Source organism: uncultured Phascolarctobacterium sp., from assembly GCF_934190775.1.
Classification (GTDB): domain Bacteria; phylum Bacillota; class Negativicutes; order Acidaminococcales; family Acidaminococcaceae; genus Phascolarctobacterium_A.
Genome location: NZ_CAKPTG010000020.1, coordinates 19,411 through 40,986 on the forward strand (window position 1 = coordinate 19,411; position 21,576 = coordinate 40,986).

Consider the following 21,576-nt stretch of genomic DNA (forward strand, 5'->3'; position numbering starts at 1 on the left):
CTTTTGGCTGCCGTTTCAATTTAAATTCTCCGGTACAAGAAATCTAGAAGAAATTTATGCTTTTGCCGTTATGCTGCAGAAGCTGAAACAGGAGGTCAATAAATGGAAAAGCAATTAGCTTCTCTCCTTGCATTACTGCCGCAGGCTGAAGTCCTTGGCAGTGCTGATAAAGTAATTACTGATGTAACTGCTGATTCCCGTGCAGTTGTGGCCGGCAGCCTTTTTATCTGCCTGAAGGGCGCGACTGTGGACGGACATAAATTTTTGGCGATGGCTGCTGCAAAGGGCGCTGTTGCTGCGCTGGTGGAGGACGTGCCGGCTGAGCTGCCGCAGGGCATTACCTTGATTAAGGTTGCTGATACGCGTGAGGCGATGGAGTTGGTAACGCCGTATTTTTATGATTACCCCGGCCGCAAGCTGAGAATGATCGGTGTGACCGGTACTAACGGCAAAACCACCTCTACCAACATCATTCGCCTGATTCTGCGTAAGGCAGGCTACAAGGTAGGCCTGATCGGCACTATCAATATTATGATTAACGATGAGATTACTGAATCTCACAACACTACTCCGGATGTAGTTGACCTGCAGAAGACACTGTATGCTATGTGCTGCGCCGGCTGCGACTACTGCGTAATGGAGGTTTCCAGCCATGCGCTGGCACTGAAGCGTGTTGCAGGCATTGAATATGACTGTGCTGTGCTGACGAATATTACCCAGGATCACCTGGACTTCCATAAAACCATGGAAAATTACCGCGATGCCAAGAGCCTGCTCTTTGAGCACCTGACTGACGGTAATAAGCCGAACAAAAACGCTGTCTTCAACATGGACGACGCCAGCTCCGCAATTATCCGCGAGCGCACTAAGGCTAACGTGCTGACCTACGGCGAAGGCCATGACAATGACATCTATCCGCTGAGCTTTACCGTAGAACCGAAGCATATGCAGCTTTTGCTGCACACTCCGGTGGGTGAAATGGACCTGGAGCTGAAGATTACCGGCGAGTTCAACGTGTATAATGTTATGGGCGTTATCGGCGCAATGCTGGCAGAAAAGATTGATAAGGAAATCATCTGCTCCGTGCTCGACGGCTTTGACGGCGTTCCCGGCCGCTTCCAGCTGGTTGAGGCAGGTCAGCCTTATACCGTCATCGTGGACTATGCGCATACTCCCGACGGCCTGGAGAACGTGCTGAAGACTGCACGGTCCATTACTCGCGGCAAGCTGTGGGTGGTGTTCGGCTGCGGCGGTGACCGCGACAACAAGAAGCGTCCGCTGATGGGTGCATTGGCGCTGCAATTGGCTGATAACATCGTCGTTACCTCCGATAACCCGCGTACTGAGGATCCGGAGCTGATTATCGACGAAATCTTTACAGCACTGCAGGACGTGCCTGCAGGCAAATGCGTTACCCGTCTGAGCGACAGACATGAGGCTATTTGCTATGCGCTGGCCCACGCTGCTGATGACGATGTAATTCTGATTGCTGGCAAAGGCCACGAAAATTACCAGATTTTGAAGGACAGAACTATTCACTTTGACGATAAAGAAGTTGTAATGGAATACTGGAGTGATAAAAAATGCTGAAGGCCAGTGAAGTTTTAGCAGCCACCAAGGCTGTTTGTGCAGATTTTGAGTTTAGCGGCGTAACCACCGATTCGCGTGCGGTGAAGCCGGGAGAATTGTTCGTAGCGCTGAAGGGCGATAATTTTGACGGCCATGATTATTGTGCCAAGGCTGTGGAGCTGGGTGCTGCGGGCGTTGTTGTTTCCCATGAGGTTAGCGGCCTGCCTGCGGGCGTTGCTGTGTTCATGGTTGATGATACCCTGCTTGCCTACCAGCAGCTGGCGCATGCCTACCGTCTGCGTAAGCAGGGCCTGAAGGTTTTTGCTATCACAGGCTCCAACGGCAAAACCTCTACCAAGGATTTGCTGGCTGCCTGCCTGAGCTGCAAATATAATGTTGTCAAAACTCAGGGAAACTTCAATAATGAAATCGGTCTGCCGAAAACATTGCTGAGCATTCAGCCGGATACGGATATTGCCGTTGTGGAGATGGGCATGCGCGGCCTGGGCCAGATTGCTGAGCTGTGCCGCATCGCAGAGCCTGACAGCGGCCTGATTACCAATGTGGGCGAAACCCACATGGAGCTTTTGGGCAGCATGGAAAACATCGGCAAGGCCAAGAGCGAGATTGTGCTTAATCTGCCGGAGGATGGCTTTGCTGTGCTCAACGGCGACAATGAATACGTGCTGGCGGCAGCAGGCAAGACCAAGGCAAAAGTTGTTTACTTCGGCTTGGGCGAAAACTGCGACTTCCGCGGCAGTGATATTGTGACTAACGGTGCAGGCACTACCTTTACCTGCACGCACAAGGCTACGGGCGAGGCTGTGAAGGTGAGCCTGCAGCTGATTGGCGAGCATAATGTTTATAACGCGCTGAGCGCTATTGCCGGCGCCTTCTGCTACGGCGTGCCGATGGCAGCCAGTGCGCAGGCACTGGCAACTGCCCGTCTTACCGGCAGCCGTCAGGAAATAATTTATATCGGCGACATTACCTTTATCAACGATGCTTATAACGCCAGCCCTGCTTCCATGGAGGCAGCACTGAAGACCTTGGCTGAGGCGAAGAAGGCAGCGCATGGCAAGGCACGCACCATTGCTGTGCTGGCTGACATGCTGGAGCTGGGCGCTATCAGTGAGGACGCGCATCGCCGCGTGGGCCGCTGGGCGGTAGAAAACGGTGTGGACTTTGTGCTGACCTATGGTCCGCAGGCTGCTTATATTGCGGACGAGGCTGCTAAGCTTGGCGGCAACAGCAAGCATTGCGCTGACCGTCAGGAGGCAGCAGATACTCTGCGCCAGCTGGCTAATGCAGGTGATATTATCCTGCTGAAGGGCAGCCATTCCATGCAAGTTGACAAGATGCTGGAGCTGTTCAAGTAAACTTTAGAGAGTGAGATTTTAGTAGATGTTGAAATTAATCGGAATTCCTGTGACTGCGTTTATCGTGTGTGCCTTAATTGGCCCGGTGCTGATTCCTTATCTGCACAAGCTGAAGTTTGGCCAATCCATTCGCGAATGCGGACCGGCAAGCCATATGGCAAAAAGCGGCACGCCGACTATGGGCGGCCTGATGATGCTGGCAGCGCTGGTAGTGGCTTTGCTGTGGGGCAAGTTTACTCCCCATGTGATTATTGCCCTGGTGCTGACTGTGGGCCATGCAGTTATAGGCTTTATAGATGATTACATCAAGGTTGTAATGAAGCGCAATCTGGGCCTGACAGCGAAGCAAAAATTTTTGCTGCAGTTCATTCTGGCCGGCGCTTATGTATATTTTGCTGAAACCCATATTCGCAATACGGAGCTGTGGGTTCCCGGCATCAACGCTGTTATTGACCTGGGCTGGGGTTATTATGTGCTGGCCTTCCTGCTTTTGGTTGGTACAACCAATGCCGTAAACCTGACGGATGGTCTGGACGGACTGGTATCCTTCGTCAGCCTGCCGGTTACCATGGTTTTCGCTTTTATTGCTTACATGCAGGGCATGCTGGATTTGAGCGGTTTTTCTTTGGGGCTGACCGGTGCCTGCCTGGGATTTTTGCTCTTCAACCGTCATCCCGCCAGGGTATTTATGGGTGATACAGGCTCCTTGGCACTGGGCGGCGCTGTAGCTGCACTGGCACTTTTGACACGCACCGAGCTGCTTTTGGTTATTGTGGGCGGCATTTACGTTGCCGAAGCACTTTCGGTAATTATCCAGGTTACTTACTTCCGCTTTACCGGCGGCAAGCGTATCTTCCGCATGGCGCCGCTGCACCATCACTTTGAACTGGGCGGCTGGGCCGAGGTTAAGGTTGTGCGTGTGTTTACAGCAGTAAGCTGCCTGTTATCTGTCATTGGTCTGTGCCTGTGGCTGAATGCATTTGTATAAAATTTTTCCGGCTATATCCTTTTGGCGCATTTTTGCGCTGAAATGGCTATAGCCTACATATGTTTATGAATAGAGGGTGTTTTTTGATGACTAAAAAGAATGCTGTAATCGTTTATGGCGCTGGCATCAGCGGCCGTGGCGCAGCGCAGGTGCTGGCGGACAGAAAGCAGCAGGTATATTTATATAACGATATGGACTGCACCATTGAGCCGCAACTGCTGCAGCTTTTAGAGAGCGCTGGCGGCGGTCTGGCAATCGGACAGGAAGCGTTTGAGCGCCTGCTGGATATTGCAGGTGTGCTGGTGCTGTCACCTGGCATTGCCTGCGACAGCAAAAATGTGCTGCTGGCAGAGCAGCGCGGACTGGAGGTCATCAGCGAGGTAGAGCTGGGCTACAGGCTGTACGGCGGTCATATTGCCGCTATCACCGGTACGAACGGCAAAACCACCACCACTACTATTGTGGGCGAAATGCTCAAGCGTCTGCCGGTGCCTTCTGCTGTAGGCGGCAACATTGGCCTGGCGCTGTCTAAGGAAGTAGAAAGCCTGCCGCAGGAAGGCTGGCTTGCTGCTGAGCTTTCCAGCTTCCAGCTGGAAAAAGTCAGCAGCTTCTGCCCCGATATCGCAGTTGTGCTGAACCTGACTCCGGATCATCTGGAGCGCCATCATACGATGGAGGCCTACGGCGAGGCGAAGAAGAATATCTTCCGCCAGCAGGGACCGGCGCAGGTAACAGTGCTTAATTACGATGACGCCATCGTGCGCACCTGGGGTGATGATACCAAGGGTCGCCTGTGCTGGTTCAGCCGCAAGGAAAAGCTACAGCAGGGTGTATATATGCAGAATGGTGACTTTATCATCGGCTGGGACGGCAAAGAGGAGACTGTGTGCAATATCAGCGAGCTGCATCTGTTCGGCGGTCACAATGAGGAAAACGTGTTGGCAGCCATTGCCTGCGGCTTCTTCGCCGGAGTGAGCATCAGCGATATGGCGGACGTGCTGCGCAACTTCCACAGCATTGAGCACCGCATTGAGTACGTCGCTACTATCGACGGCGTACCGTATTATAACGATTCCAAGGCTACCAACACCGATTCCACGATTAAGGCGCTGGAGGCCTTTAAGGACGGTCACATCATTTTACTGGCAGGCGGTCACGATAAGCTGACACCGCTGGAGCCGATGATGGAGCTGGTGAAGGAAAAGACGGACGCCCTGATTCTGCTGGGCGCTGCCAAGGAGCGCTTTAACAAGGCTGCTGTTGCCTGCGGTGTGCCCAACATTGTTTTGGCCGACAGCTTTGAAGACGCAGTAGCCAAGGCGCATGCGCTGGCGCATAAGCCGCAGGTAGTGCTGCTTTCCCCGGCCTGCTCGTCCTTTGATATGTTCAAAAATTATCCGGAACGTGGTAACTACTTTAAAAAGCTGGTACACGAGCTGGAGGGAGGTAACGTTAAGTGAAGGTAATTCTTTCCGGCGGCGGTACGGGCGGACACATTTATCCGGCCCTGACCATTGCGGACCAGATAAAAAAGCTGCAGCCTGAGGCGGAGGTAAGCTTCGTAGGCACCAGGCAGGGATTAGAGAAGGATATCATTCCCCGCTATGGCTACAAGCTGCAGTTTATTGAGGTAGCAGGCTTTAAGCGCAGTCTGAGCTTCGACACCCTGCGCAGTGCGGCCAAGCTTTTTGCAGGCCTTTATGATGCCTACAAAATCATCAGCGACGAAAAGCCTGACCTGGTGATTGGCACCGGCGGCTACGTCTGCGGTCCTGTTGTCTTCATGGCAGCGCTGAAGGGGATTCCCTGCTGCATTCAGGAGCAGAACGCGATGCCCGGTGTGACCAACAAGATTTTGTCACGCTATGTGCGCAAGGTCTTTTTGGGCTATGAGGCGGGCCGCAAATATTTCCATGGCAAGGCAGAGCTGGAATATACCGGCAACCCTATCCGCAGTGAAATTTTGCAGCATACGCGCGAGGAGGCCATTAAAGAGCTGGGGCTGGACGCTAAAAAGAAGACAATTCTTGTTTCCGGCGGCAGTCGCGGTGCACGCACCATCAACAACGCTATGCTGGAGGCAGAGTTGGCACTTTCCGGCCGACCGGAGGTGCAGGTGCTGCATGCAACCGGTGATGTGAATTACGAAGCCTATATGGCGGAAATCAAAAAGCGCGGCGGCGTGGCTGATAACATTATCATCAAGCCGTATCTGCATAATATGCCGGTGGCGCTGGCTGCCGCAGATCTGGCAGTGTTCCGCGCCGGAGCGATTGGCCTGGCGGAGCTGATGGCGAAGGGAGTGCCGTCACTGCTGGTGCCTTATCCGTATGCTACAGCAAATCACCAGGAGTTCAATGCCAGAGCGGTAGAAGCGCAGGGTGCAGCCAAGGTTATTTTGGACAAGGACCTGACCGGCGACACCGTTTTGGAATTTATCGAGCATTTATTAGTGCACGAAGAGGAATTGCAGCAAATGCAGGCGGCAGCCAAAAAGCTTGGCAGACCGCAGGCTGCAGAGGTTATAGCCAAAGAGGCTGTGGCCTTGACTAAACAATAAGGGAGGGCCTCGAGTGGCTGAAAACAAATTAGCAAACCTGCATAACATACATTTTATCGGTATCGGCGGCGCCGGCATGAGCGCAATTGCTTATGTCCTGATTAAGCGTGGCTATGATGTGAGCGGCTCCGATCTGAACGCCGGCCATATGTCGGCACATCTGGCAGAGGAGGGCGCTATGGTTTATATGGGCCATGCTGCCAGCCAGGTAGACGATGCTGAGGCTGTAGTTATTTCTACAGCGATTCACCAAAATAATCCGGAGCTTGTGGAGGCACGCAGACGCGGTATTCCCGTGCTGCACCGCAGTGATGTGCTGGCAGCAATTATGAACGCTGACGACGGCGTAGCTGTTGCAGGCGCTCACGGCAAAACTACTACCAGTGCGATGATTTCCTGCATTGCGGCCGAAAGCGGCATTGATCCGACTGTTATCATCGGCGGCGAGGTAAGCAGCCTCGGCGGTAACGCACGCAATGGCGCAGGACGTTTCGTAGTAGCGGAGGCAGACGAGAGCGACGGCTCCTTCCTCAAGCTGTATCCGTATCTGGCAGTAGTAACTAATATTGAAGATGACCATCTGGACCATTACGGTACAGAAGAAAATATATATCAGGCCTTCAAGCAGTTTGTCGGCAATATCAAGGAGGGCGGCAAGGCGATTCTTTGCTTTGACAATGCCAAGGTGCGCCGTCTGGCTGGCGAAACTGATAAAGAGGTCATTACCTATGGTGTTGAGGGCGAGGGTGCTGACTACACTGCCCGCGACATTTCCTACGGTGTTGACGGCACCAGCTACAAGCTTTACTACAAGGGAGAATTTGTGACCGAGGTGCATCTTGTTGTCCCCGGCAGACATAATGTGCTTAATTCCATGGGTGCTTTTGCTGCTGCACATGAGATGGGCATTGCTACCGACAAGATTCTTGCTTCCCTGAAAAAGTTTGGTGGTGCTAAACGTCGTTTTGAAACCAAGGGTAAGGTCAATGGTGTGTGGGTGGTAGATGATTATGCCCACCATCCGACAGAAATCGGCGTAACGCTGAAGGCTGCCAGACAGACGAAGCCTGAGCGTTTACTGTGCGTGTTCCAGCCGCATCGCTACACCCGCACCAAGCTGCTGTTCTCCGAGTTCTGCGAATGCTTTAAGGATTGCGATGAGCTGATCCTGACCGACATTTATGCAGCCAGCGAGGAAGCCATCCCCGGCGTAAGCAGCATGCATCTGGCGGAGGGTATCAAAGCAGCGACAGGTCAGGAGGTGCTGTATATCGGCAAGCTGACCAAGGCTGAAGAATATCTGGAGCGCGTTGTACGCGCCGGCGATCTTGTTATGACAATTGGTGCCGGTGATGTATTTAAAATTGGTGAAGAATTAGTTAGGGAGTTGGAAAGAAATGCAGATTAATAAGCAAGATGTTGTTGCTGTTGTTTTGGGCGGTCCTTCCTCTGAGGCCGAAATTTCGCGTGTTACCGGCGGTGCTATCGCCAATGCGCTGCGCGAAAAGGGCTATAATGCCAAAGAGTTGGAGCTGGAGCCTGCTAATCTGATTAACGAGCTGCGCGCAATGAATGCCAAGGTAGTATTTAACGCAGTGCATGGCATGTACGGCGAAGATGGCCGCCTGCAGAGCATTCTGGAGGCAGCAGGCATTCCCTATACCGGCTGTGGTGTGCTGGCAAGCGCTGTTTCTATGGATAAATCTGCTACGAAGCGTTATCTGCAGTCTGCAGGCATTCCTACTGCACCCTGCATGATTATCAACAAGCGTGATGCAGGCAATCTGCAGGAGCTGGCAGAGAAAATTATTTCCGAGTTCGGTCTGCCTGTAGTTATCAAGGCAGCAACCCAGGGCTCCAGCATTGGTGTTGTTATTCCCAAGACTGCGGAGGAGGTTGTTCCTGCGCTGGAGGAAGCCTTCAAGTATTCCGAAAACGTGCTGGCAGAAAAGTGCATCAAGGGCAAGGAGCTGACCATCTCCATTATGGAAGAAAATGGCGAGCCGAAGCCGCTGCCGGTTATCTGGATTGCACCGCATTCCGGTGCCTATGATTTCCATTCCAAATATACTAAGGGTGCTACGGACTACCATTGCCCCGCACCGTTTGATGAGGAAACTACCGCTTATATCCAGAAAATAGCTGTAGCAACCTACAAGCTGCTGGGCCTTTCCGGCGTAGCGCGTGTAGATGCAATGCTGGGTGATGCAGATGGCGTTGCTTATGTGCTTGAGGCCAACACTGTGCCCGGCATGACCGCAACCAGCCTGGTTCCGAAGGCTGCTGCTGCTGTAGGCATCAGCTTCCCGGATTTGTGTGAGAAAATTTTGCTGAGCGCTAAATAATACAGCGCTTCGCTAATGAATGAAGGAGGTGCAGCATGGATTCGTCGCAAAGCTTTCGCGAGCAGGTGCGCAGGCGCCGACGCCAGAAAATATGGCGGCTGGTAAAACTTGTGTTATTTACGGCGGCCTCTGCTGCCGCCTGCTTCTATGGCTGGCGCTTTCTGCACAGTCCATCCTTTGCCTTCGGCAGTGTCAGCATTCACGGCACCAGCCTGCTGACGGAGGCGGATGTTATTTCGCTCGCCGGCTGTGGCAAGGGACCGCTGAACCTTTTCAACGCCAGCACATCGCGCGTGCGTGAAGCACTTTCGCATGATGTGCGCTTCCAAAATGCGGAGGCAGCCTACCGCTTCCCGGCGACGCTGCAGGTGAGCGTTGAGGAGCGTCAGCCGGCGCTTTATGTAGCCAATTCGTATCGCAGCTACCTGAAGCTGGATTACAATGGCATTGTCATCAGCGTGACGACGACCATTCCTGATGCCAAGGCACCGGTGCTTGCCGGTGTGAAGTGCGGCAATCTGTATCTTGGCGACAGGGTGGAGGATGAAGGCGTGCTGCAGATCCTGAAGTTTTTGCAGCAGCTGACGCCGGAAGCACAGCAGCGTATTGGCGAAATTGCTGTTGATAACAAGCAGGAGGTCAAGCTGCAGCTGAGCGGCTGCTTCCCGGTGCGTCTGGGTAAAGCGCAGGGGCTTGCGCAGAAGGCGCCGCTGTTTATGACAGTGTTTAATGAAATTAAAGATAAAAATATTAAGGCTGAATATATTGATTTGACCTTTGCCAAGCCTTATATCAAGCTTCTGCCGAAGCAAGGCGCCGTTTAAAGGGAGTTGACTGCATTTGTTGCAGTGATTGTCACAGTGAGGGAGAAAAAATGAAAGAAATTTTGACTATGGATTTAAAGGGCAAGCTCTTGATTGCCGTGGTATTCATGGTGTTGGGCTTTATGCTTTCGGTACAGTACAAAGCTACTGAGCGTCAGCGCTCGGTACGAATGGACCGCGTTGAGGATTTGTCTGAACGCCTGAGGTCTATGGAAAGCGAAAACAAACAGCTGCAGCTGGAGCTGGAAACCTTGCGTGCAGGTGCTGCCAAGGATCCGGCAGATGAGCGCATGAAGCTGATGGCCGGAACTACTGATGTAGAGGGCACAGGCATTGAGATTTTGCTGGACGACAGCAACATTGCCAAAAAGTCCAACGAAAATCCCAATCTGTATATTATTCATGATGAGGATTTGCTGCGTGTGCTCAACGAGCTGCGTGCTGCCGGTGCGGAAGCGATTTCGCTGAACGACCAGCGCATCGTAGCGATGAGCGAGGTGCGCTGTGCAGGCCCGACGATTTCGGTCAACAATGTGCGCAGTGCTCCGCCCTATGTAATCAAGGCCATCGGCGCTCCCAAAACGCTGAGCAGCGCGCTGCGTCTGCGTGGCGGTGTTGTTGAAACCTTTGAGTTCTGGGGCATTCAGGTAAAAATCAAAACGGTAGAAAAGCTGCATATCCCGGCGCTCAAATCGTCGCGCAGCTTTGAATATGCCAAAACGGTGGAAGGGAAGGAGGCAGCAAAATGATTGCATTTGCTATTGCAGGCCTTGTGCTTGGCCTGATGCTTGGTGTTTACTGTCCCTTCAGCGTGCCGCCTGAATACGCCCGCCTGCTGGCTGTAGCCGTTATGGCAGGCATGGACGCAGTGCTTGGCGGTATGCGTGCTTCGTTAGAAGGCAATTATGATGCACAGGTCTTTATATCCGGCTTTTTCATTAATGGTATTCTGGCAGCCTTTTTGTGCTATGCCGGCAACTTGATTGGTATTGATTTATATTTGGTAGCAGTCCTGATTTTTGGCATGCGTGTCTTCCAGAATATGGGCATTATCCGTCGCCTGTATATGGGTAAATAGTGCTGCAGAAAAAAATTCTGCAATAAGCAGGAAAATGGCAGGCGTATGTTGAAGAATAAACAGTAGAATTTATAGCAAAAAAGCTACCCAAAGCTAAGGGGGACGTAAAATATGTTTGATGACGTAGAAACAACCTTTGAACCATTAGCCAACATTAAGGTAATCGGTGTTGGCGGCGGCGGCAATAATGCCGTTAACCGTATGATTGATGCAGGCGTAAGCGGCGTTGAATTTATTGCTGTGAACTGCGATAAGCAGTGCCTGATGCTTTCCAAAGCAGAAAAACGCATTCAGATCGGCGAAAAGCTGACTAAGGGCCTGGGTGCAGGCGCTAATCCTGAAATCGGCGAAAAGGCTGCCGAAGAATCCCGTGACCAGATTCTGGAGGTCCTGAAGGGTGCAGATATGGTATTTGTTACTGCCGGTATGGGCGGCGGCACTGGTACCGGCGCTGCGCACGTTGTTGCAGAATGTGCCAAGGAAATTGGTGCACTGACTGTCGGCGTTGTAACCAAACCCTTTGGCTTTGAAGGTCCTCGCCGTATGAAGCAGGCAGAAACCGGTATCGTTAACCTGAAGGAAAAGGTTGATACCCTGGTTACCATTCCTAATGACCGTTTGCTGCAGATTATTGAAAAACGCACCTCCATGCTGGAGGCATTCAAAAAGGCCGATGACGTTCTGCGTCAGGGCGTTCAGGGTATTTCCAACCTGATTGCTGTTCCTGGTCTGATTAACGTTGACTTTGCCGATGTGAAGACTGTTATGTCCAACGCAGGCAGCGCACTGATGGGTGTTGGTACTGCCAAGGGCGAAGGCGGCGGCAAGGCCGCAGCCGAAGCTGCTATCAAGAGCCCGCTCTTGGAAGCATCTATTGATGGTGCCCGCGGCGTACTGATCAACATTATCGGCGGCAAGGAGCTGTCCCTCTTTGACGTCAACGAGGCTGCTAATATTGTCAATGCAGCAGCAGATCCGAACGCTGTTGTTATCTTCGGTGCTGTTATTGACGAAAGCCTGAATGATGAAATCCGTGTTACGGTTATCGCTACCGGCTTTGAGAAAAAATCTCCGGTTACCAAAAATACTGTTGGCGGTCCGGCATCTATCAACCGCAACAATGGCGGCGTGATCAAGAGCTTCTCTGATCCTAACGAGATTCCGCCATGGCTGCGCCACTGATGAAAGGAAGGCAGTAATATGAAGTGCCCGTATTGCTCTCACAGAGACAGCCGTGTTATCGACAGCCGCGCTGTTGAGGAAGGCTGCTCCATTCGTCGCAGACGCGAATGCCCAAATTGCGGCAAACGCTTCACTACGTATGAAAAATATGAGGAAACTCCGCTGGTTGTCAGCAAGAAGGACGGCCGTCGCGAGCTTTTTGACGGCAAAAAGCTGTTGGCAGGCCTGCTCAAGGCTTGCGAAAAACGCCCTGTTCCTTATGAAAAAATCAAAGAGATTGCTGACAGCATTGAGCGTGAGCTGCGAATGAGTGCTGATGCTGAGGTTCCCAGCGCCCAGATTGGTGAGCTGGTGATGAAGCATCTGGAGCAGACGGACCAGATTGCCTACGTTCGCTTTGCTTCTGTATATCGTCAGTTTGCTGATGTACGCAACTTTATGCAGGAGCTGGAGCGCATCATGCAGAACACCAAGGAAGAAAAATAGAGGTGCAGACGATGAAACGTTATTTGCTTCTTGCTTTGACAACTGCTATGCTAGTGGCTGGCTTCAGCGGCTCGGCGTTGGCGCAGGAAAGACTCTTTACTTTTTCCAACAACAATAACGGAGCTGTGAAAGAGGTAAATTATTATTTGGATAATGGTGCCAAGGTTGTGTTTATGGACACTGCAGCCAAGGCTACGGACAGCACAGTGATTATCACCGTAGTGCTGGAAATACCCGATGGTACTGCACCGTATCAAAAGTAAATAGCAAAATGGTGCCGCAGGCACTTATAAAAGGAGACGGCGACAGCCGTCTCTTTTGGTATAAGCGTAATATTGCAGCTAGAACTTAGCTATAAATTAGAGTGCTTTTAAGGGGGACTTTAGGATGCAGAATTTTATCATTACGCAAAAAAATAATCTCTGGTGGGGTTCGTTCCCACGTTTGACGCAGGCTGGCTTTGGCAATGCCTGCAGCTGCCGCCTGCATGGTGCAAGCACCGTCGCTGAGGGAACGTTGAACCTGGCGCTGCATGTGGGTGACGAGGTGGAGCTGGTGCTGCAGAACCGCCGCCAGTTTGCGCAGGCTTTAGGTTTGGACGCAAGCAGATTTACTACCTGTGAGCAGGTGCATGGCAGCAAGGTCGTTGTGGTGGACGAAGCATTAGTTGGTGCCGGTGCGACTACGCTGGCTGATACCATCAAGGAGACGGATGCGCTGGTGACGAATTTGGCTAATGTGCCGCTGCTGCTGTTTTTTGCTGACTGTGTGCCGCTGCTTTTTGTTGATGAGCGCCAGGGCGTGTGCGCTGTAGCGCACGCCGGCTGGCGCGGTACGGTGGCGCAGATTGGCCGCAAAACAGTGGAGACGATGCAGCAAGCCTTCGGCTCCCGTCCCGCAGATATCGTTGCGGCGATTGGTCCGTCTATCGGCCAATGTTGCTATGAGGTGGACGACTTTGTGCGCAGTAAGGCTGCAGGCTACGAGCAGTTCTTTGCGCCCAGAGCAGAAAAGCCGGGCAAGTATCTGCTGGACTTATGGGGTTATAACCGCGAGGTGCTGCTTAACGCAGGTCTTAAGGCGGAAAATATCCTTACTGCCGGCGTCTGCACAGAGCATAACCACGAAATGTTCTGCTCCTACCGTGCGGAGCAGGGCAAAACAGGGCGCATGGGCGTGTGCCTGTATAAATTTGCTAAAAATGTGTAAGCGCTGAGTGACGATGATAGTTTTGGCAATATGTCAGCAAAAGAATCTCGCGGCTCGTTGAGCGGTACGTCTGCCAAAAAGATGTGCAGTGTGAATGGCACGTGCTAAGAATAATTGAAGAAAAGAGTGAGTGAAGATGCTTAAGGATACCTTTACTTTTGCAGGACCATTAGGGGAAATAGAATGTCTTGTGGAACCGAACCGCAGTGACAATAATGCCGTTCTGGTGATGGCGCATGGCTTCCGCGGCAGCCGCGACAGCGGCGGCCGCGCTGCAGGCGTGGCGCAGCAGGCTGCTGCGCACGCTGCTGTAGTGCGCTTCAACTTTACGGGTACGCAGATAATTTCGCGTCAGGTGGAAGAGCTGCACGCCGTACTGGCGGAGGTACGCCGCAGACAGCCGGGCTGCAGACTGTTTCTTTTGGGACGCAGCCTGGGCGGTGCTGCTTCTATTATCACCGCAGCGCAGGACGGCGCTCTTGCTGGCTTAATTCTGTGGGCGACGCCTAACGACCTGCGCTTTACCTTCCGTTACGTGATGACGGAGGACGAATACCGTCGTCTGGATAGCGGCGAAACGCTGCGTTTTAACGATGAGCGCGGCGAATGCGCCCTGACACCGGATTTTCTGACAGACTTTGACCAGTACAATCTGCCGGCATTGCTGCAGAAGGCGCAGCCATTACCCGTACTTGTGCTGCACTGCAGCGCTGATGAGGTGGTGCTGGCAGAGCAGGGACAGCGCAACGCCGCAGCCATCGGCGAGGCGGCAGAGCTGCATATCTTTGAGGGCGGCGACCACAGCTTTACCGAATACAGTGAGCAGGCAGGCGCACTGCTGAGCGATTGGCTGGGCAAACGCTTGAAATGCGGCGCTTGTTAGTTGTATAATATACTTGAGGAAATATATCCTTTTCCAGAGGAGGAGAAGCATGAAAAAATTATTGATAGTCTGCCTGATGCTGGTGTGTGCGCTGGCGCTCACAGCCTGCGGCCAGGCAAAGCAGGAGCAGGCGCCGAAGGCAGAGCCTGCGACAGCTGTTTTTAGCACGAGCATGGGCGATTTTGAGGTGAAGCTGGCAACAGATTATGCACCGGAAACGTCGAAGAATTTTATTACGCTGGCCGAAAAGGGCTTTTATAACGGCCTTGTCTTTCATCGCGTAATCGATAACTTTATGATTCAGGGCGGCGACCCTGCCGGCAATGGCACCGGTGGCCCCGGTTACACTATTAAGGACGAGTTCAGCAGCAAGCTGTTGCATGATGGCCCCGGTGTTATCTCTATGGCGAACCGCGGACCGAATACCGGCGGCAGCCAGTTCTTTATCACCCTGCGTGAAACTAAATGGCTTGACGGTAAGCACGCTGTTTTCGGCAAGGTAAGCAAGGGCATGGATGTTGTTTATAAAATCGGCAAAACAGCAACAGATTCCAATGATAAACCGTTGGAGCCTGTAATCATTAAGAAGGTTACGATAGAAAAACGTTAACACCCCTTTTAAAACAGGTAGGAGGAAATTGCTTGGCTAGTGAAGAAGAAAAAATGCAAGGTATACTGGAAACCGTTGACCAGCAGGAAATGGTTGGTATTTGCGGACGTAATGATGAATTTCTGCGTTTAATCCGTGGTGCTTTTGACTGTACAATCGTCGCGCGCGGTAATCAGATTACAATGAGCGGACGTGCCGAAGAGGTGGCACAGCTGGAACAGCTGCTGCAGGAGCTTTTGTTTTTGTACCGTCAGGGATTGCCGCTGACAACGCATGATGTACGTTACAGCATGTATATGGTGAAGGCGGGTAAGCTGGAAAGCCTGCACCGCATGTACGCTGATACGATTATCGTCAACAACCGCGGCCGTCAGGTGAAGGCCAAAACCCTGGGACAGTGGCAATATGTGGAAACAATCCGTCATAACTATATCACCTTGGGCATCGGACCTGCAGGCACAGGCAAAACCTATCTGGCGGTGGCGCTGGCAGTAGCGGCACTGAAGAAAAAAGAGGTGGAGCGCATTATCCTGACGCGTCCTGCGGTGGAAGCAGGCGAAAAGCTGGGCTTTTTGCCGGGCGATATGCAGGATAAGGTAGACCCGTATCTGCGTCCTCTTTATGATGGCCTGTATGATATGCTGGGAACAGAAACCTTCCAGAAGTATCTTACCAAGGGCACTATTGAGGTTGCTCCGTTGGCCTACATGCGCGGACGCACGCTGAATGATGCCTTCATCATTTTGGACGAGGCGCAGAACACTACGCCGGAGCAGATGAAAATGTTCCTGACGCGTTTCGGCTTTGGCAGCAAGATGGTCATTACCGGTGATATTACGCAGATAGATTTACCGGGTGGCAAGAACAGCGGCCTGAAGGACGCATCACGTATTTTGGGCAATGTTCCGGGAATCGGCGTGATTAAGTTCAGCGAGCAGGACGTTGTGCGTCACGAAATCGTCGGCTCAATTATCAAGGCTTACGAACGCTTTGAAAAACAAAAAGAAAAATATAACGGAGAAAAACAGCATGATAATTAATTTGGAAAATGACCAGCAGAAGCTAGAGCTTTCCGCGCAGGTGCTGGAACGTCTGCAGGAGGGCTTGCAGGCAGTAGCACGCTTGAATGAGCTGCCGGAGGAGTCCGAGGTGGACGTAACTATTGTCGACGATGAGGAAATCCATGCGCTGAACCGTGAGTACCGCGGTATGGATAAGCCTACCGATGTGTTGAGCTTTGCGTTGGACGAGGACTGCGTTGATGAAGAGGAGCCGGAGCTGATTGGCGGACCGGAGGAGCATCTTTTCGGTGATATCATCATTTCGGCGGAAACCGCTCTGCGTCAGGCAGAGGAATACGGCCACGGCCTGGAGCGTGAAATGACGTATCTGGCAGTACACGGCATGTTCCATCTGCTGGGCTATGACCATATGACGGAGGAGGATAAGGCTGAAATGCGTGCGAAAGAGGAGGAAGCTCTGCGTGCGATTAATCTTTCCGAAGAATATTTTGACCATCCCACTGGTATTCATTGATGCTTAATGCTCAATAATTAATAATTAACCTGTAAAAATCATAGGAGGTGCTTTCCATGAAAGACGTAAAACTGAATGAATTATCCCCGGCTTGGCGCGAATTGTACGATGCAGCGGTTGCTGCCCGTAAGAATGCTTATATTCCTTATTCCAACTTTGCTGTAGGTGCGGCAGTACGCTGTGCCAACGGAAAAATCTACGGTGGCTGTAATGTGGAAAACGCTTCCTACGGACTTTGTGTCTGCGGCGAGCGTAACGCTATTTTCCACGCTGCCTGCGCCGGTGAGCGCGAGATGGTAGAGCTGTGCGTAGTTGCGGATACCTCCGGCCCCGTTTCTCCCTGCGGTGCCTGCAGACAGGTAATGCGCGAGTTTGGTATCCAGACCGTAATTTTGGCAAATATGAAGGGTGACTTTAAAATTACTACGGTAGAAGAACTGCTGCCGTATGGTTTTGAATTATAATAACAGGAGCTGATTAAGATAAAGAAGGTAAACAACGAAGAAGCTAAACATTATGCCGGCTTTGTGGCTATGGTGGGCCGTCCGAACGTAGGCAAATCCACTTTGACAAACAGTCTGATCGGCGAAAAAATCGCCATCATGTCCGACAGACCGCAGACTACCCGCAACAAGATTATGTGCATTATGAATACGGATAATGCGCAGATTATGTTTCTTGATACACCGGGCATCCACAAGCCGCAGCACAAGCTGGGCGAATACATGGTGCGCACTGCTGAAAGCACGCTGCAGGAGGTTGACGTTGTCCTCTTCGTAGTAGATGCAACCGAAAAACGTGGCGCAGGCGAAGATTATATCCTGAACCTGCTGCAGAAGGTAAAAACACCGGTAATCCTGGTGGTAAATAAGATTGACAAGCTGGCAGATAAGCAAAAGCTGTTCCAAATTATGGAAGGCTACAATAAGCTGTATAAATTTGCGGCGATTGTACCTGTTTCCGCTCTGAATGACAGCGAATTCCCCGGCCTGGTGCAGGAAATCACCAAGCATCTGCCGGAGGGACCGGCGTACTTCCCGGAGGATATGATTACCGACCAGCCGGAGCGCGTGATTGCCGCTGAAATGATTCGTGAAAAGGTATTGCGCCTGACGCGTGATGAAATTCCCCATTCCGTAGCGGTTGAGGTGGACGAATTCAAGGAGCGCGACGAAGAGAACGTATATATCAGAGCAACAATTTTTGTAGAGCGTGAATCACAAAAGGGCATTGTTATCGGCGCTAAGGGCAGCCTGCTGAAGAAAATCGGCCAGCAGGCGCGTGCTGATATCGAAAACCTGCTGTACTGCAAGGTCTTTTTGGATTTATGGGTTAAGGTTAAGGCTGACTGGCGTAACAAGGATAAAGCCTTGAAGCAGCTTGGCTACAAGGAGTGAGGACTTATCAACTTTTTTCGGAAACTGATTGATTTCTGGCACAGGCTGCCGCTTGCCTGGCATTATCTGCAAACCGGTACCTGGCACAAGGAGGGCAGCGCCAGCAGTGAGGACGAGCTGCGCCAGCTGGTGAGCGCCAGCGAGCGCCACGGCCAGATTGACCATGTCGAGAGCAGCATGATCGGCAATGTTTTTGACTTTGCCGACCGTGTGGCGCGCGAGGTCATGGTGCCGCGTCAGGATATGGTGTGCCTGTTTTTAGATGACACGCTGGCCGAAAATATGGCTGTTGTGCGCAGCAGTCATCATACACGCTATCCGCTCTGCATGGAGGATAAGGACCAGGTGGTGGGTACGCTGCATGTGCGCGACCTGCTGAAGCTTAAGCCGGGGCAGACTACCTTTGACCTGCGTCGTCTGATGCGTCCGATTGTTGTTATCCCGGAGGCTATGCCGGTGCCGAAGGCCTTGCGACTGATGCAGCAGCGTCATGTGCAGATGGTGCTGGTGGCAGATGAGTATGGTGGTACTGCAGGCCTGATTACGATGGAGGACCTGGTGGAGGAAATCGTCGGTGAGATTCAGGATGAGCATGAAGCGGCTGAACCGCCTGATGTACAGCCCTTGCCTGATGGTAACGTTGAATTTGACGGCATGGTGCTGCTGGATGATGTAGCAGAGCAGCTGTCCATTGCATTTGCTGACCCAGAGGAGGACACCATCGGCGGTTACGTCTTCGGTCTGCTGGGACGCAAGCCTGAGATTGGCGATACTGTGGAGATTTCCGGCTACAGCTTCAAGGTGCTGCGCACGGATGGCTTCCGTGTAGTGCGCGTGCTGGCTGCGAAGCTGCCGCAGGCGCCGGAGCAGAAGGAAGAGCAGCACGATGAATGATTCGCAAAGAGTGCTTTTGGCAGATGATGCGCTTGTTTTACATGTAAAAAACTGGCAGACCGCAGATAAGTATGCGGTCTGCTTTACTAAGGAGCATGGCAAGGTGCGCTTTATCGCCTATGGTGCCCGTTATGAAAAAAATGTACATGGCAGATTGCTGCAGCCCTTTGCCAATCTGCATATTGAGGTGCAGCAGGGGCAGAAGGTAGACAAGCTGCGCAGCTGCGAGCTTTTGCAGCTGCCGAAGTCAATGGATATGCAGCAGATGGCTTATGCGGCGGTGGCGTCGGAGCTGACTGCCGTGCTGACGGAGGACAGGGTGCCGCAGCCGGAGCTTTATGAAATGCTGGGTGCTGCCCTGGCGGCGCTGCTGCAGCGCAATCCGCGTCTTGTTGTTTTGTCCTATGCTATAAAGCTGCTGGCGGCTACGGGCTTTGCGCCGCAGCTTACGCATTGCGTGCATTGTGGTGAGGCTGTGACGGCGCAGGAGGATGCGTGGTTCAGTCCGCTGCAGGGCGGGCTTATCTGCAGCAGCTGCAGGAGCAGCTATAACGGTGATGGCCTGGAGCCGTGCAGTGCGGAAGCACGCGAGCTGTGGCGGTGGCTGGCGCAGCTCGATTACGAGCAGCCGGCGCCATTTAGGGTGCGAGGCGGCGCGTTGATGGAGCTGGAAAAAATTCTCTTCAAGTTTATCTTCTTTCAGACGGATAAGCCGTTGAACAGCTTAAACTTTTTGAGTCAGCTGCAGCTGTGAGGCTGTGTAGAAGAAGGAGTAGTGTATGACTGAAGAAATAAAAACTAAAGGAACCTGGGGCGGTGCTCGTCCTAATACAGGTGGTGCGCGTCCAGGTGCTGGACGTAAGAAGCTTGAAGGAGATGCTGTAACCAAGCAGGTACAATTCCGCCTTACTGAAGAGCAAGCTGTGACAGTAAAGAAGATTGTCAAGCTGCTTAAGGCTGGCGAGATTTCTTTGGAAGATTTAGAGAAGGTTGCTGCTGCAAAGCAGCAATGAGCATAAAAAAGCGTGGACGCAGGTCCACGCTTTTTGTTTTTGGGGGAGAGTGTGTATTTTTGTAGGCGTTTTAAAATTAACAGCCGATATACTGCAGCGAAAAATCTTCTGCTGCTGAGTTAATTATATTGCTATTATTTAATAATGCAAGATAAGATTTGTTAAGTATCAAGAAAAGATATTCAAGTAAATTGTAAAAATTGGAGCGATATGTTAAAATAAAAGCAAGACAGAAGGTTGAGGATAATCTTCGAGTAAAAATAATAGAAACCATGAACGCGAGCGGAGGGAAGAGCAGAAAAACTAACATATGAAAAGTAAGAAACCAAAGAAAGTAGTGGAGATGATATGTAAATGAAGCTTACGGATATATTTATGATTTGCTTGGTGTTGTTGACTTATAATAGAAATTACAGATTCAAAAAAGAGATTATGGTATGCGCAGCAGTATACTATACTTGCAGATTAGTGCAATTTATGTTTTAAGTGTTAGTGAAAAAATGTGTATGATTATATAACAGATAGGAGATTACTTAATGAAAAAGCATGTGATTTTATTTTTGGTATTTGAATTTTTGGCGATAGGACTGATGCTCAGATCTATTTTGAACGTAGTAACAGACGAAAAAAGCGCTGTAACCTTTGCTGTTGGCTGTGTGTTTGCTTGGTTCGTAAAGACGAACTGGGAAATTTTTAAGAAGGTAAAGCAGATATATAAGCAGGCTTAAACGGAAACTGCAGCAAATATTTTTGAGCTGCTGTAAAGCGTGGTGTTCAAGATGAAAAAGGCTAAAAAGATTAAAGAGGTGAAAGCCGTAGCTATGAAACCGCGAGAATGGTCAGATAAGGTTATCAGTATGGAAAAGCAACTCGAACCGTATTTTGCCAGATTAGGTGGGATTCGTGATGATGCACCGGAAGAAATCAAAGAGTTATTTGAAGAATATAAAAAGCAGGTATTAGAAGAAGCATGGCTTTTATGAGATAAGCAACTGGCAAATGAAAAAGGCAGATGCTAAAAGCAAATAAAAATTTTTTTAATAATTTAATGATTTCAAGCGGTTATGGGGATTGTTATTATGAAATTTGAATTTAGTGATGAAGTTGAAAAATTATACGAAGAAATTTCTCCGTATATTGTGGGATGTGGTAAACTCGCGGATAATGCACCAGATGATATCAAGGAGAAGTTAAAGAGGTATAAAAAATTATTGACAGATTATGCATGCTACTAATTTAGGTATTTAATAAGAGTTTAGCATACGGTATGAAGATAGCTAAGGCTGAATTTGAATACACAAAAATTTGAAAACTTGTGCTTATACAAGCTGGTAGCAATGATGGACTGATGGCAGCAATGGCAAGATAACTTGGAAGATTTAATGATTGTCTGTTACGCTTTGCCGGTTTATCAGATGCATATGGTTAAGAAGGCACTACGTTTTCAGGATTTAGTAAAACGACGTAAAAACGCAATGAGTTTGCTGATATGTCGCATGATGAGCTGTTGACGTTCGCCAGCGAATAAAAGAGCCCACTCAATGAGCAGGCTTTGATTTATTCGTTTTACTGGTTGCAACGAGGATAAGTATCTAAGGGATAAAGATGAAAAGCTCGCATTCT

26 protein-coding genes are annotated in these 21,576 nt (G+C 51.0%); all 26 read left to right on the top strand.

Features of this window, described 5'->3' with window-relative positions; genetic code table 11:
• Positions 1-102: 102 nt before the first annotated feature.
• The 26 genes from Q0G26_RS09890 (at position 103) to Q0G26_RS10015 (ending at position 21,188) form a co-directional block, all read left to right on the top strand.
• Entirely contained in the window at positions 103-1,590 is a 1,488-nt protein-coding gene (locus tag Q0G26_RS09890) for a UDP-N-acetylmuramoyl-L-alanyl-D-glutamate--2,6-diaminopimelate ligase (RefSeq protein ID WP_293830261.1), read from the top strand.
• Positions 1,584-2,948 (top strand): UDP-N-acetylmuramoyl-tripeptide--D-alanyl-D-alanine ligase, encoded by a 1,365-nt coding sequence (murF, locus tag Q0G26_RS09895; protein ID WP_293830262.1) that lies wholly within the window; start codon positions 1,584-1,586, stop codon positions 2,946-2,948. The genes Q0G26_RS09890 and murF overlap by 7 nt, the downstream gene beginning before the upstream one ends.
• Before the next feature lie 25 nt (positions 2,949-2,973).
• Complete coding sequence (gene mraY / locus Q0G26_RS09900) at positions 2,974-3,936, top strand: phospho-N-acetylmuramoyl-pentapeptide-transferase (protein ID WP_293830264.1); 963 nt, start codon at positions 2,974-2,976, stop codon at positions 3,934-3,936.
• Positions 3,937-4,022: 86 nt separating this feature from the next.
• Complete coding sequence (gene murD, locus Q0G26_RS09905; protein ID WP_293830266.1) at positions 4,023-5,396, top strand: UDP-N-acetylmuramoyl-L-alanine--D-glutamate ligase; 1,374 nt, start codon at positions 4,023-4,025, stop codon at positions 5,394-5,396.
• Positions 5,393-6,496: an undecaprenyldiphospho-muramoylpentapeptide beta-N-acetylglucosaminyltransferase gene (murG, locus tag Q0G26_RS09910; protein WP_293830268.1), complete on the top strand. Its 1,104-nt coding sequence runs from the start codon at positions 5,393-5,395 to the stop codon at positions 6,494-6,496. Before murD ends, murG begins: the two co-directional genes overlap by 4 nt.
• Before the next feature lie 13 nt (positions 6,497-6,509).
• On the top strand, positions 6,510-7,904 hold the full coding sequence (gene murC, locus Q0G26_RS09915; protein WP_293830270.1) for a UDP-N-acetylmuramate--L-alanine ligase: 1,395 nt from the start codon (positions 6,510-6,512) through the stop codon (positions 7,902-7,904).
• Positions 7,894-8,841, top strand: a complete 948-nt coding sequence (locus Q0G26_RS09920; RefSeq protein WP_293830272.1) for a D-alanine--D-alanine ligase — start codon at positions 7,894-7,896, stop codon at positions 8,839-8,841. The genes murC and Q0G26_RS09920 overlap by 11 nt, the downstream gene beginning before the upstream one ends.
• Before the next feature lie 35 nt (positions 8,842-8,876).
• A complete protein-coding gene (locus Q0G26_RS09925) occupies positions 8,877-9,665 on the top strand; it encodes a cell division protein FtsQ/DivIB (RefSeq protein WP_293830274.1) in 789 nt (262 codons plus the stop codon).
• A 50-nt stretch (positions 9,666-9,715) separates the two neighbouring features.
• Complete coding sequence (locus tag Q0G26_RS09930) at positions 9,716-10,414, top strand: DUF881 domain-containing protein (protein ID WP_021719802.1); 699 nt, start codon at positions 9,716-9,718, stop codon at positions 10,412-10,414.
• Positions 10,411-10,743, top strand: coding sequence for a small basic family protein (locus Q0G26_RS09935; RefSeq protein WP_293723366.1), 333 nt, complete (start codon positions 10,411-10,413; stop codon positions 10,741-10,743). The genes Q0G26_RS09930 and Q0G26_RS09935 overlap by 4 nt, the downstream gene beginning before the upstream one ends.
• A gap of 111 nt (positions 10,744-10,854) precedes the next feature.
• Complete coding sequence (ftsZ, locus tag Q0G26_RS09940; protein WP_293830276.1) at positions 10,855-11,925, top strand: cell division protein FtsZ; 1,071 nt, start codon at positions 10,855-10,857, stop codon at positions 11,923-11,925.
• 18 nt (positions 11,926-11,943) lie between these two features.
• The gene (gene nrdR / locus Q0G26_RS09945; RefSeq protein WP_293830278.1) at positions 11,944-12,411 is read left to right on the top strand and encodes a transcriptional regulator NrdR; all 468 of its coding nucleotides are present in this window, start codon (positions 11,944-11,946) and stop codon (positions 12,409-12,411) included.
• Between the two features lie 11 nt (positions 12,412-12,422).
• Positions 12,423-12,674: a hypothetical protein gene (locus Q0G26_RS09950; protein WP_293830280.1), complete on the top strand. Its 252-nt coding sequence runs from the start codon at positions 12,423-12,425 to the stop codon at positions 12,672-12,674.
• Between the two features lie 124 nt (positions 12,675-12,798).
• Positions 12,799-13,620, top strand: coding sequence for a peptidoglycan editing factor PgeF (gene pgeF, locus Q0G26_RS09955; protein WP_293830282.1), 822 nt, complete (start codon positions 12,799-12,801; stop codon positions 13,618-13,620).
• A 136-nt stretch (positions 13,621-13,756) separates the two neighbouring features.
• Positions 13,757-14,503 (top strand): alpha/beta hydrolase, encoded by a 747-nt coding sequence (locus tag Q0G26_RS09960; RefSeq protein WP_293830284.1) that lies wholly within the window; start codon positions 13,757-13,759, stop codon positions 14,501-14,503.
• Between the two features lie 49 nt (positions 14,504-14,552).
• Positions 14,553-15,113: a peptidylprolyl isomerase gene (locus tag Q0G26_RS09965; protein WP_293830286.1), complete on the top strand. Its 561-nt coding sequence runs from the start codon at positions 14,553-14,555 to the stop codon at positions 15,111-15,113.
• 53 nt (positions 15,114-15,166) lie between these two features.
• Entirely contained in the window at positions 15,167-16,153 is a 987-nt protein-coding gene (locus Q0G26_RS09970) for a PhoH family protein (protein WP_366517770.1), read from the top strand.
• A complete protein-coding gene (ybeY, locus tag Q0G26_RS09975; RefSeq protein WP_293830290.1) occupies positions 16,143-16,649 on the top strand; it encodes an rRNA maturation RNase YbeY in 507 nt (168 codons plus the stop codon). Before Q0G26_RS09970 ends, ybeY begins: the two co-directional genes overlap by 11 nt.
• 56 nt (positions 16,650-16,705) lie before the next feature.
• Positions 16,706-17,113, top strand: coding sequence for a cytidine deaminase (locus Q0G26_RS09980; protein WP_293391813.1), 408 nt, complete (start codon positions 16,706-16,708; stop codon positions 17,111-17,113).
• A gap of 63 nt (positions 17,114-17,176) precedes the next feature.
• Positions 17,177-18,046, top strand: coding sequence for a GTPase Era (era, locus tag Q0G26_RS09985; protein WP_268257877.1), 870 nt, complete (start codon positions 17,177-17,179; stop codon positions 18,044-18,046).
• A 129-nt stretch (positions 18,047-18,175) separates the two neighbouring features.
• Positions 18,176-18,940: a hemolysin family protein gene (locus tag Q0G26_RS09990; protein ID WP_293830292.1), complete on the top strand. Its 765-nt coding sequence runs from the start codon at positions 18,176-18,178 to the stop codon at positions 18,938-18,940.
• Positions 18,933-19,694, top strand: a complete 762-nt coding sequence (recO, locus tag Q0G26_RS09995; protein ID WP_293830294.1) for a DNA repair protein RecO — start codon at positions 18,933-18,935, stop codon at positions 19,692-19,694. Before Q0G26_RS09990 ends, recO begins: the two co-directional genes overlap by 8 nt.
• A gap of 25 nt (positions 19,695-19,719) precedes the next feature.
• Positions 19,720-19,953: a hypothetical protein gene (locus Q0G26_RS10000; RefSeq protein ID WP_293830296.1), complete on the top strand. Its 234-nt coding sequence runs from the start codon at positions 19,720-19,722 to the stop codon at positions 19,951-19,953.
• 536 nt (positions 19,954-20,489) lie between these two features.
• Positions 20,490-20,681 carry a hypothetical protein gene (locus Q0G26_RS10005; RefSeq protein ID WP_293830298.1) on the top strand — a complete coding sequence of 64 codons (192 nt, stop codon included), beginning with the start codon at positions 20,490-20,492 and terminating at the stop codon, positions 20,679-20,681.
• Between the two features lie 51 nt (positions 20,682-20,732).
• On the top strand, positions 20,733-20,936 hold the full coding sequence (locus tag Q0G26_RS10010) for a hypothetical protein (RefSeq protein WP_293830300.1): 204 nt from the start codon (positions 20,733-20,735) through the stop codon (positions 20,934-20,936).
• A 96-nt stretch (positions 20,937-21,032) separates the two neighbouring features.
• Entirely contained in the window at positions 21,033-21,188 is a 156-nt protein-coding gene (locus Q0G26_RS10015) for a hypothetical protein (RefSeq protein ID WP_293830302.1), read from the top strand.
• The last annotated feature ends 388 nt before the right edge of the window (positions 21,189-21,576 follow it).

Bases quoted from the DNA above. Each gene is read 5' to 3' on its own strand.
- Q0G26_RS09890 (WP_293830261.1), top strand. From the start codon at position 103: ATGGAAAAGCAATTAGCTTCTCTCCTTGCATTACTGCCGCAGGCTGAA.
- murF (WP_293830262.1), top strand. From the start codon at position 1,584: ATGCTGAAGGCCAGTGAAGTTTTAGCAGCCACCAAGGCTGTTTGTGCA.
- mraY (WP_293830264.1), top strand. From the start codon at position 2,974: ATGTTGAAATTAATCGGAATTCCTGTGACTGCGTTTATCGTGTGTGCC.
- murD (WP_293830266.1), top strand. From the start codon at position 4,023: ATGACTAAAAAGAATGCTGTAATCGTTTATGGCGCTGGCATCAGCGGC.
- Q0G26_RS09920 (WP_293830272.1), top strand. From the start codon at position 7,894: ATGCAGATTAATAAGCAAGATGTTGTTGCTGTTGTTTTGGGCGGTCCT.
- Q0G26_RS09925 (WP_293830274.1), top strand. From the start codon at position 8,877: ATGGATTCGTCGCAAAGCTTTCGCGAGCAGGTGCGCAGGCGCCGACGC.
- Q0G26_RS09930 (WP_021719802.1), top strand. From the start codon at position 9,716: ATGAAAGAAATTTTGACTATGGATTTAAAGGGCAAGCTCTTGATTGCC.
- Q0G26_RS09935 (WP_293723366.1), top strand. From the start codon at position 10,411: ATGATTGCATTTGCTATTGCAGGCCTTGTGCTTGGCCTGATGCTTGGT.
- ftsZ (WP_293830276.1), top strand. From the start codon at position 10,855: ATGTTTGATGACGTAGAAACAACCTTTGAACCATTAGCCAACATTAAG.
- nrdR (WP_293830278.1), top strand. From the start codon at position 11,944: ATGAAGTGCCCGTATTGCTCTCACAGAGACAGCCGTGTTATCGACAGC.
- Q0G26_RS09950 (WP_293830280.1), top strand. From the start codon at position 12,423: ATGAAACGTTATTTGCTTCTTGCTTTGACAACTGCTATGCTAGTGGCT.
- pgeF (WP_293830282.1), top strand. From the start codon at position 12,799: ATGCAGAATTTTATCATTACGCAAAAAAATAATCTCTGGTGGGGTTCG.
- Q0G26_RS09960 (WP_293830284.1), top strand. From the start codon at position 13,757: ATGCTTAAGGATACCTTTACTTTTGCAGGACCATTAGGGGAAATAGAA.
- Q0G26_RS09965 (WP_293830286.1), top strand. From the start codon at position 14,553: ATGAAAAAATTATTGATAGTCTGCCTGATGCTGGTGTGTGCGCTGGCG.
- Q0G26_RS09970 (WP_366517770.1), top strand. From the start codon at position 15,167: ATGCAAGGTATACTGGAAACCGTTGACCAGCAGGAAATGGTTGGTATT.
- ybeY (WP_293830290.1), top strand. From the start codon at position 16,143: ATGATAATTAATTTGGAAAATGACCAGCAGAAGCTAGAGCTTTCCGCG.
- Q0G26_RS09980 (WP_293391813.1), top strand. From the start codon at position 16,706: ATGAAAGACGTAAAACTGAATGAATTATCCCCGGCTTGGCGCGAATTG.
- recO (WP_293830294.1), top strand. From the start codon at position 18,933: ATGAATGATTCGCAAAGAGTGCTTTTGGCAGATGATGCGCTTGTTTTA.
- Q0G26_RS10000 (WP_293830296.1), top strand. From the start codon at position 19,720: ATGACTGAAGAAATAAAAACTAAAGGAACCTGGGGCGGTGCTCGTCCT.
- Q0G26_RS10005 (WP_293830298.1), top strand. From the start codon at position 20,490: ATGAAAAAGCATGTGATTTTATTTTTGGTATTTGAATTTTTGGCGATA.
- Q0G26_RS10010 (WP_293830300.1), top strand. From the start codon at position 20,733: ATGAAAAAGGCTAAAAAGATTAAAGAGGTGAAAGCCGTAGCTATGAAA.
- Q0G26_RS10015 (WP_293830302.1), top strand. From the start codon at position 21,033: ATGAAATTTGAATTTAGTGATGAAGTTGAAAAATTATACGAAGAAATT.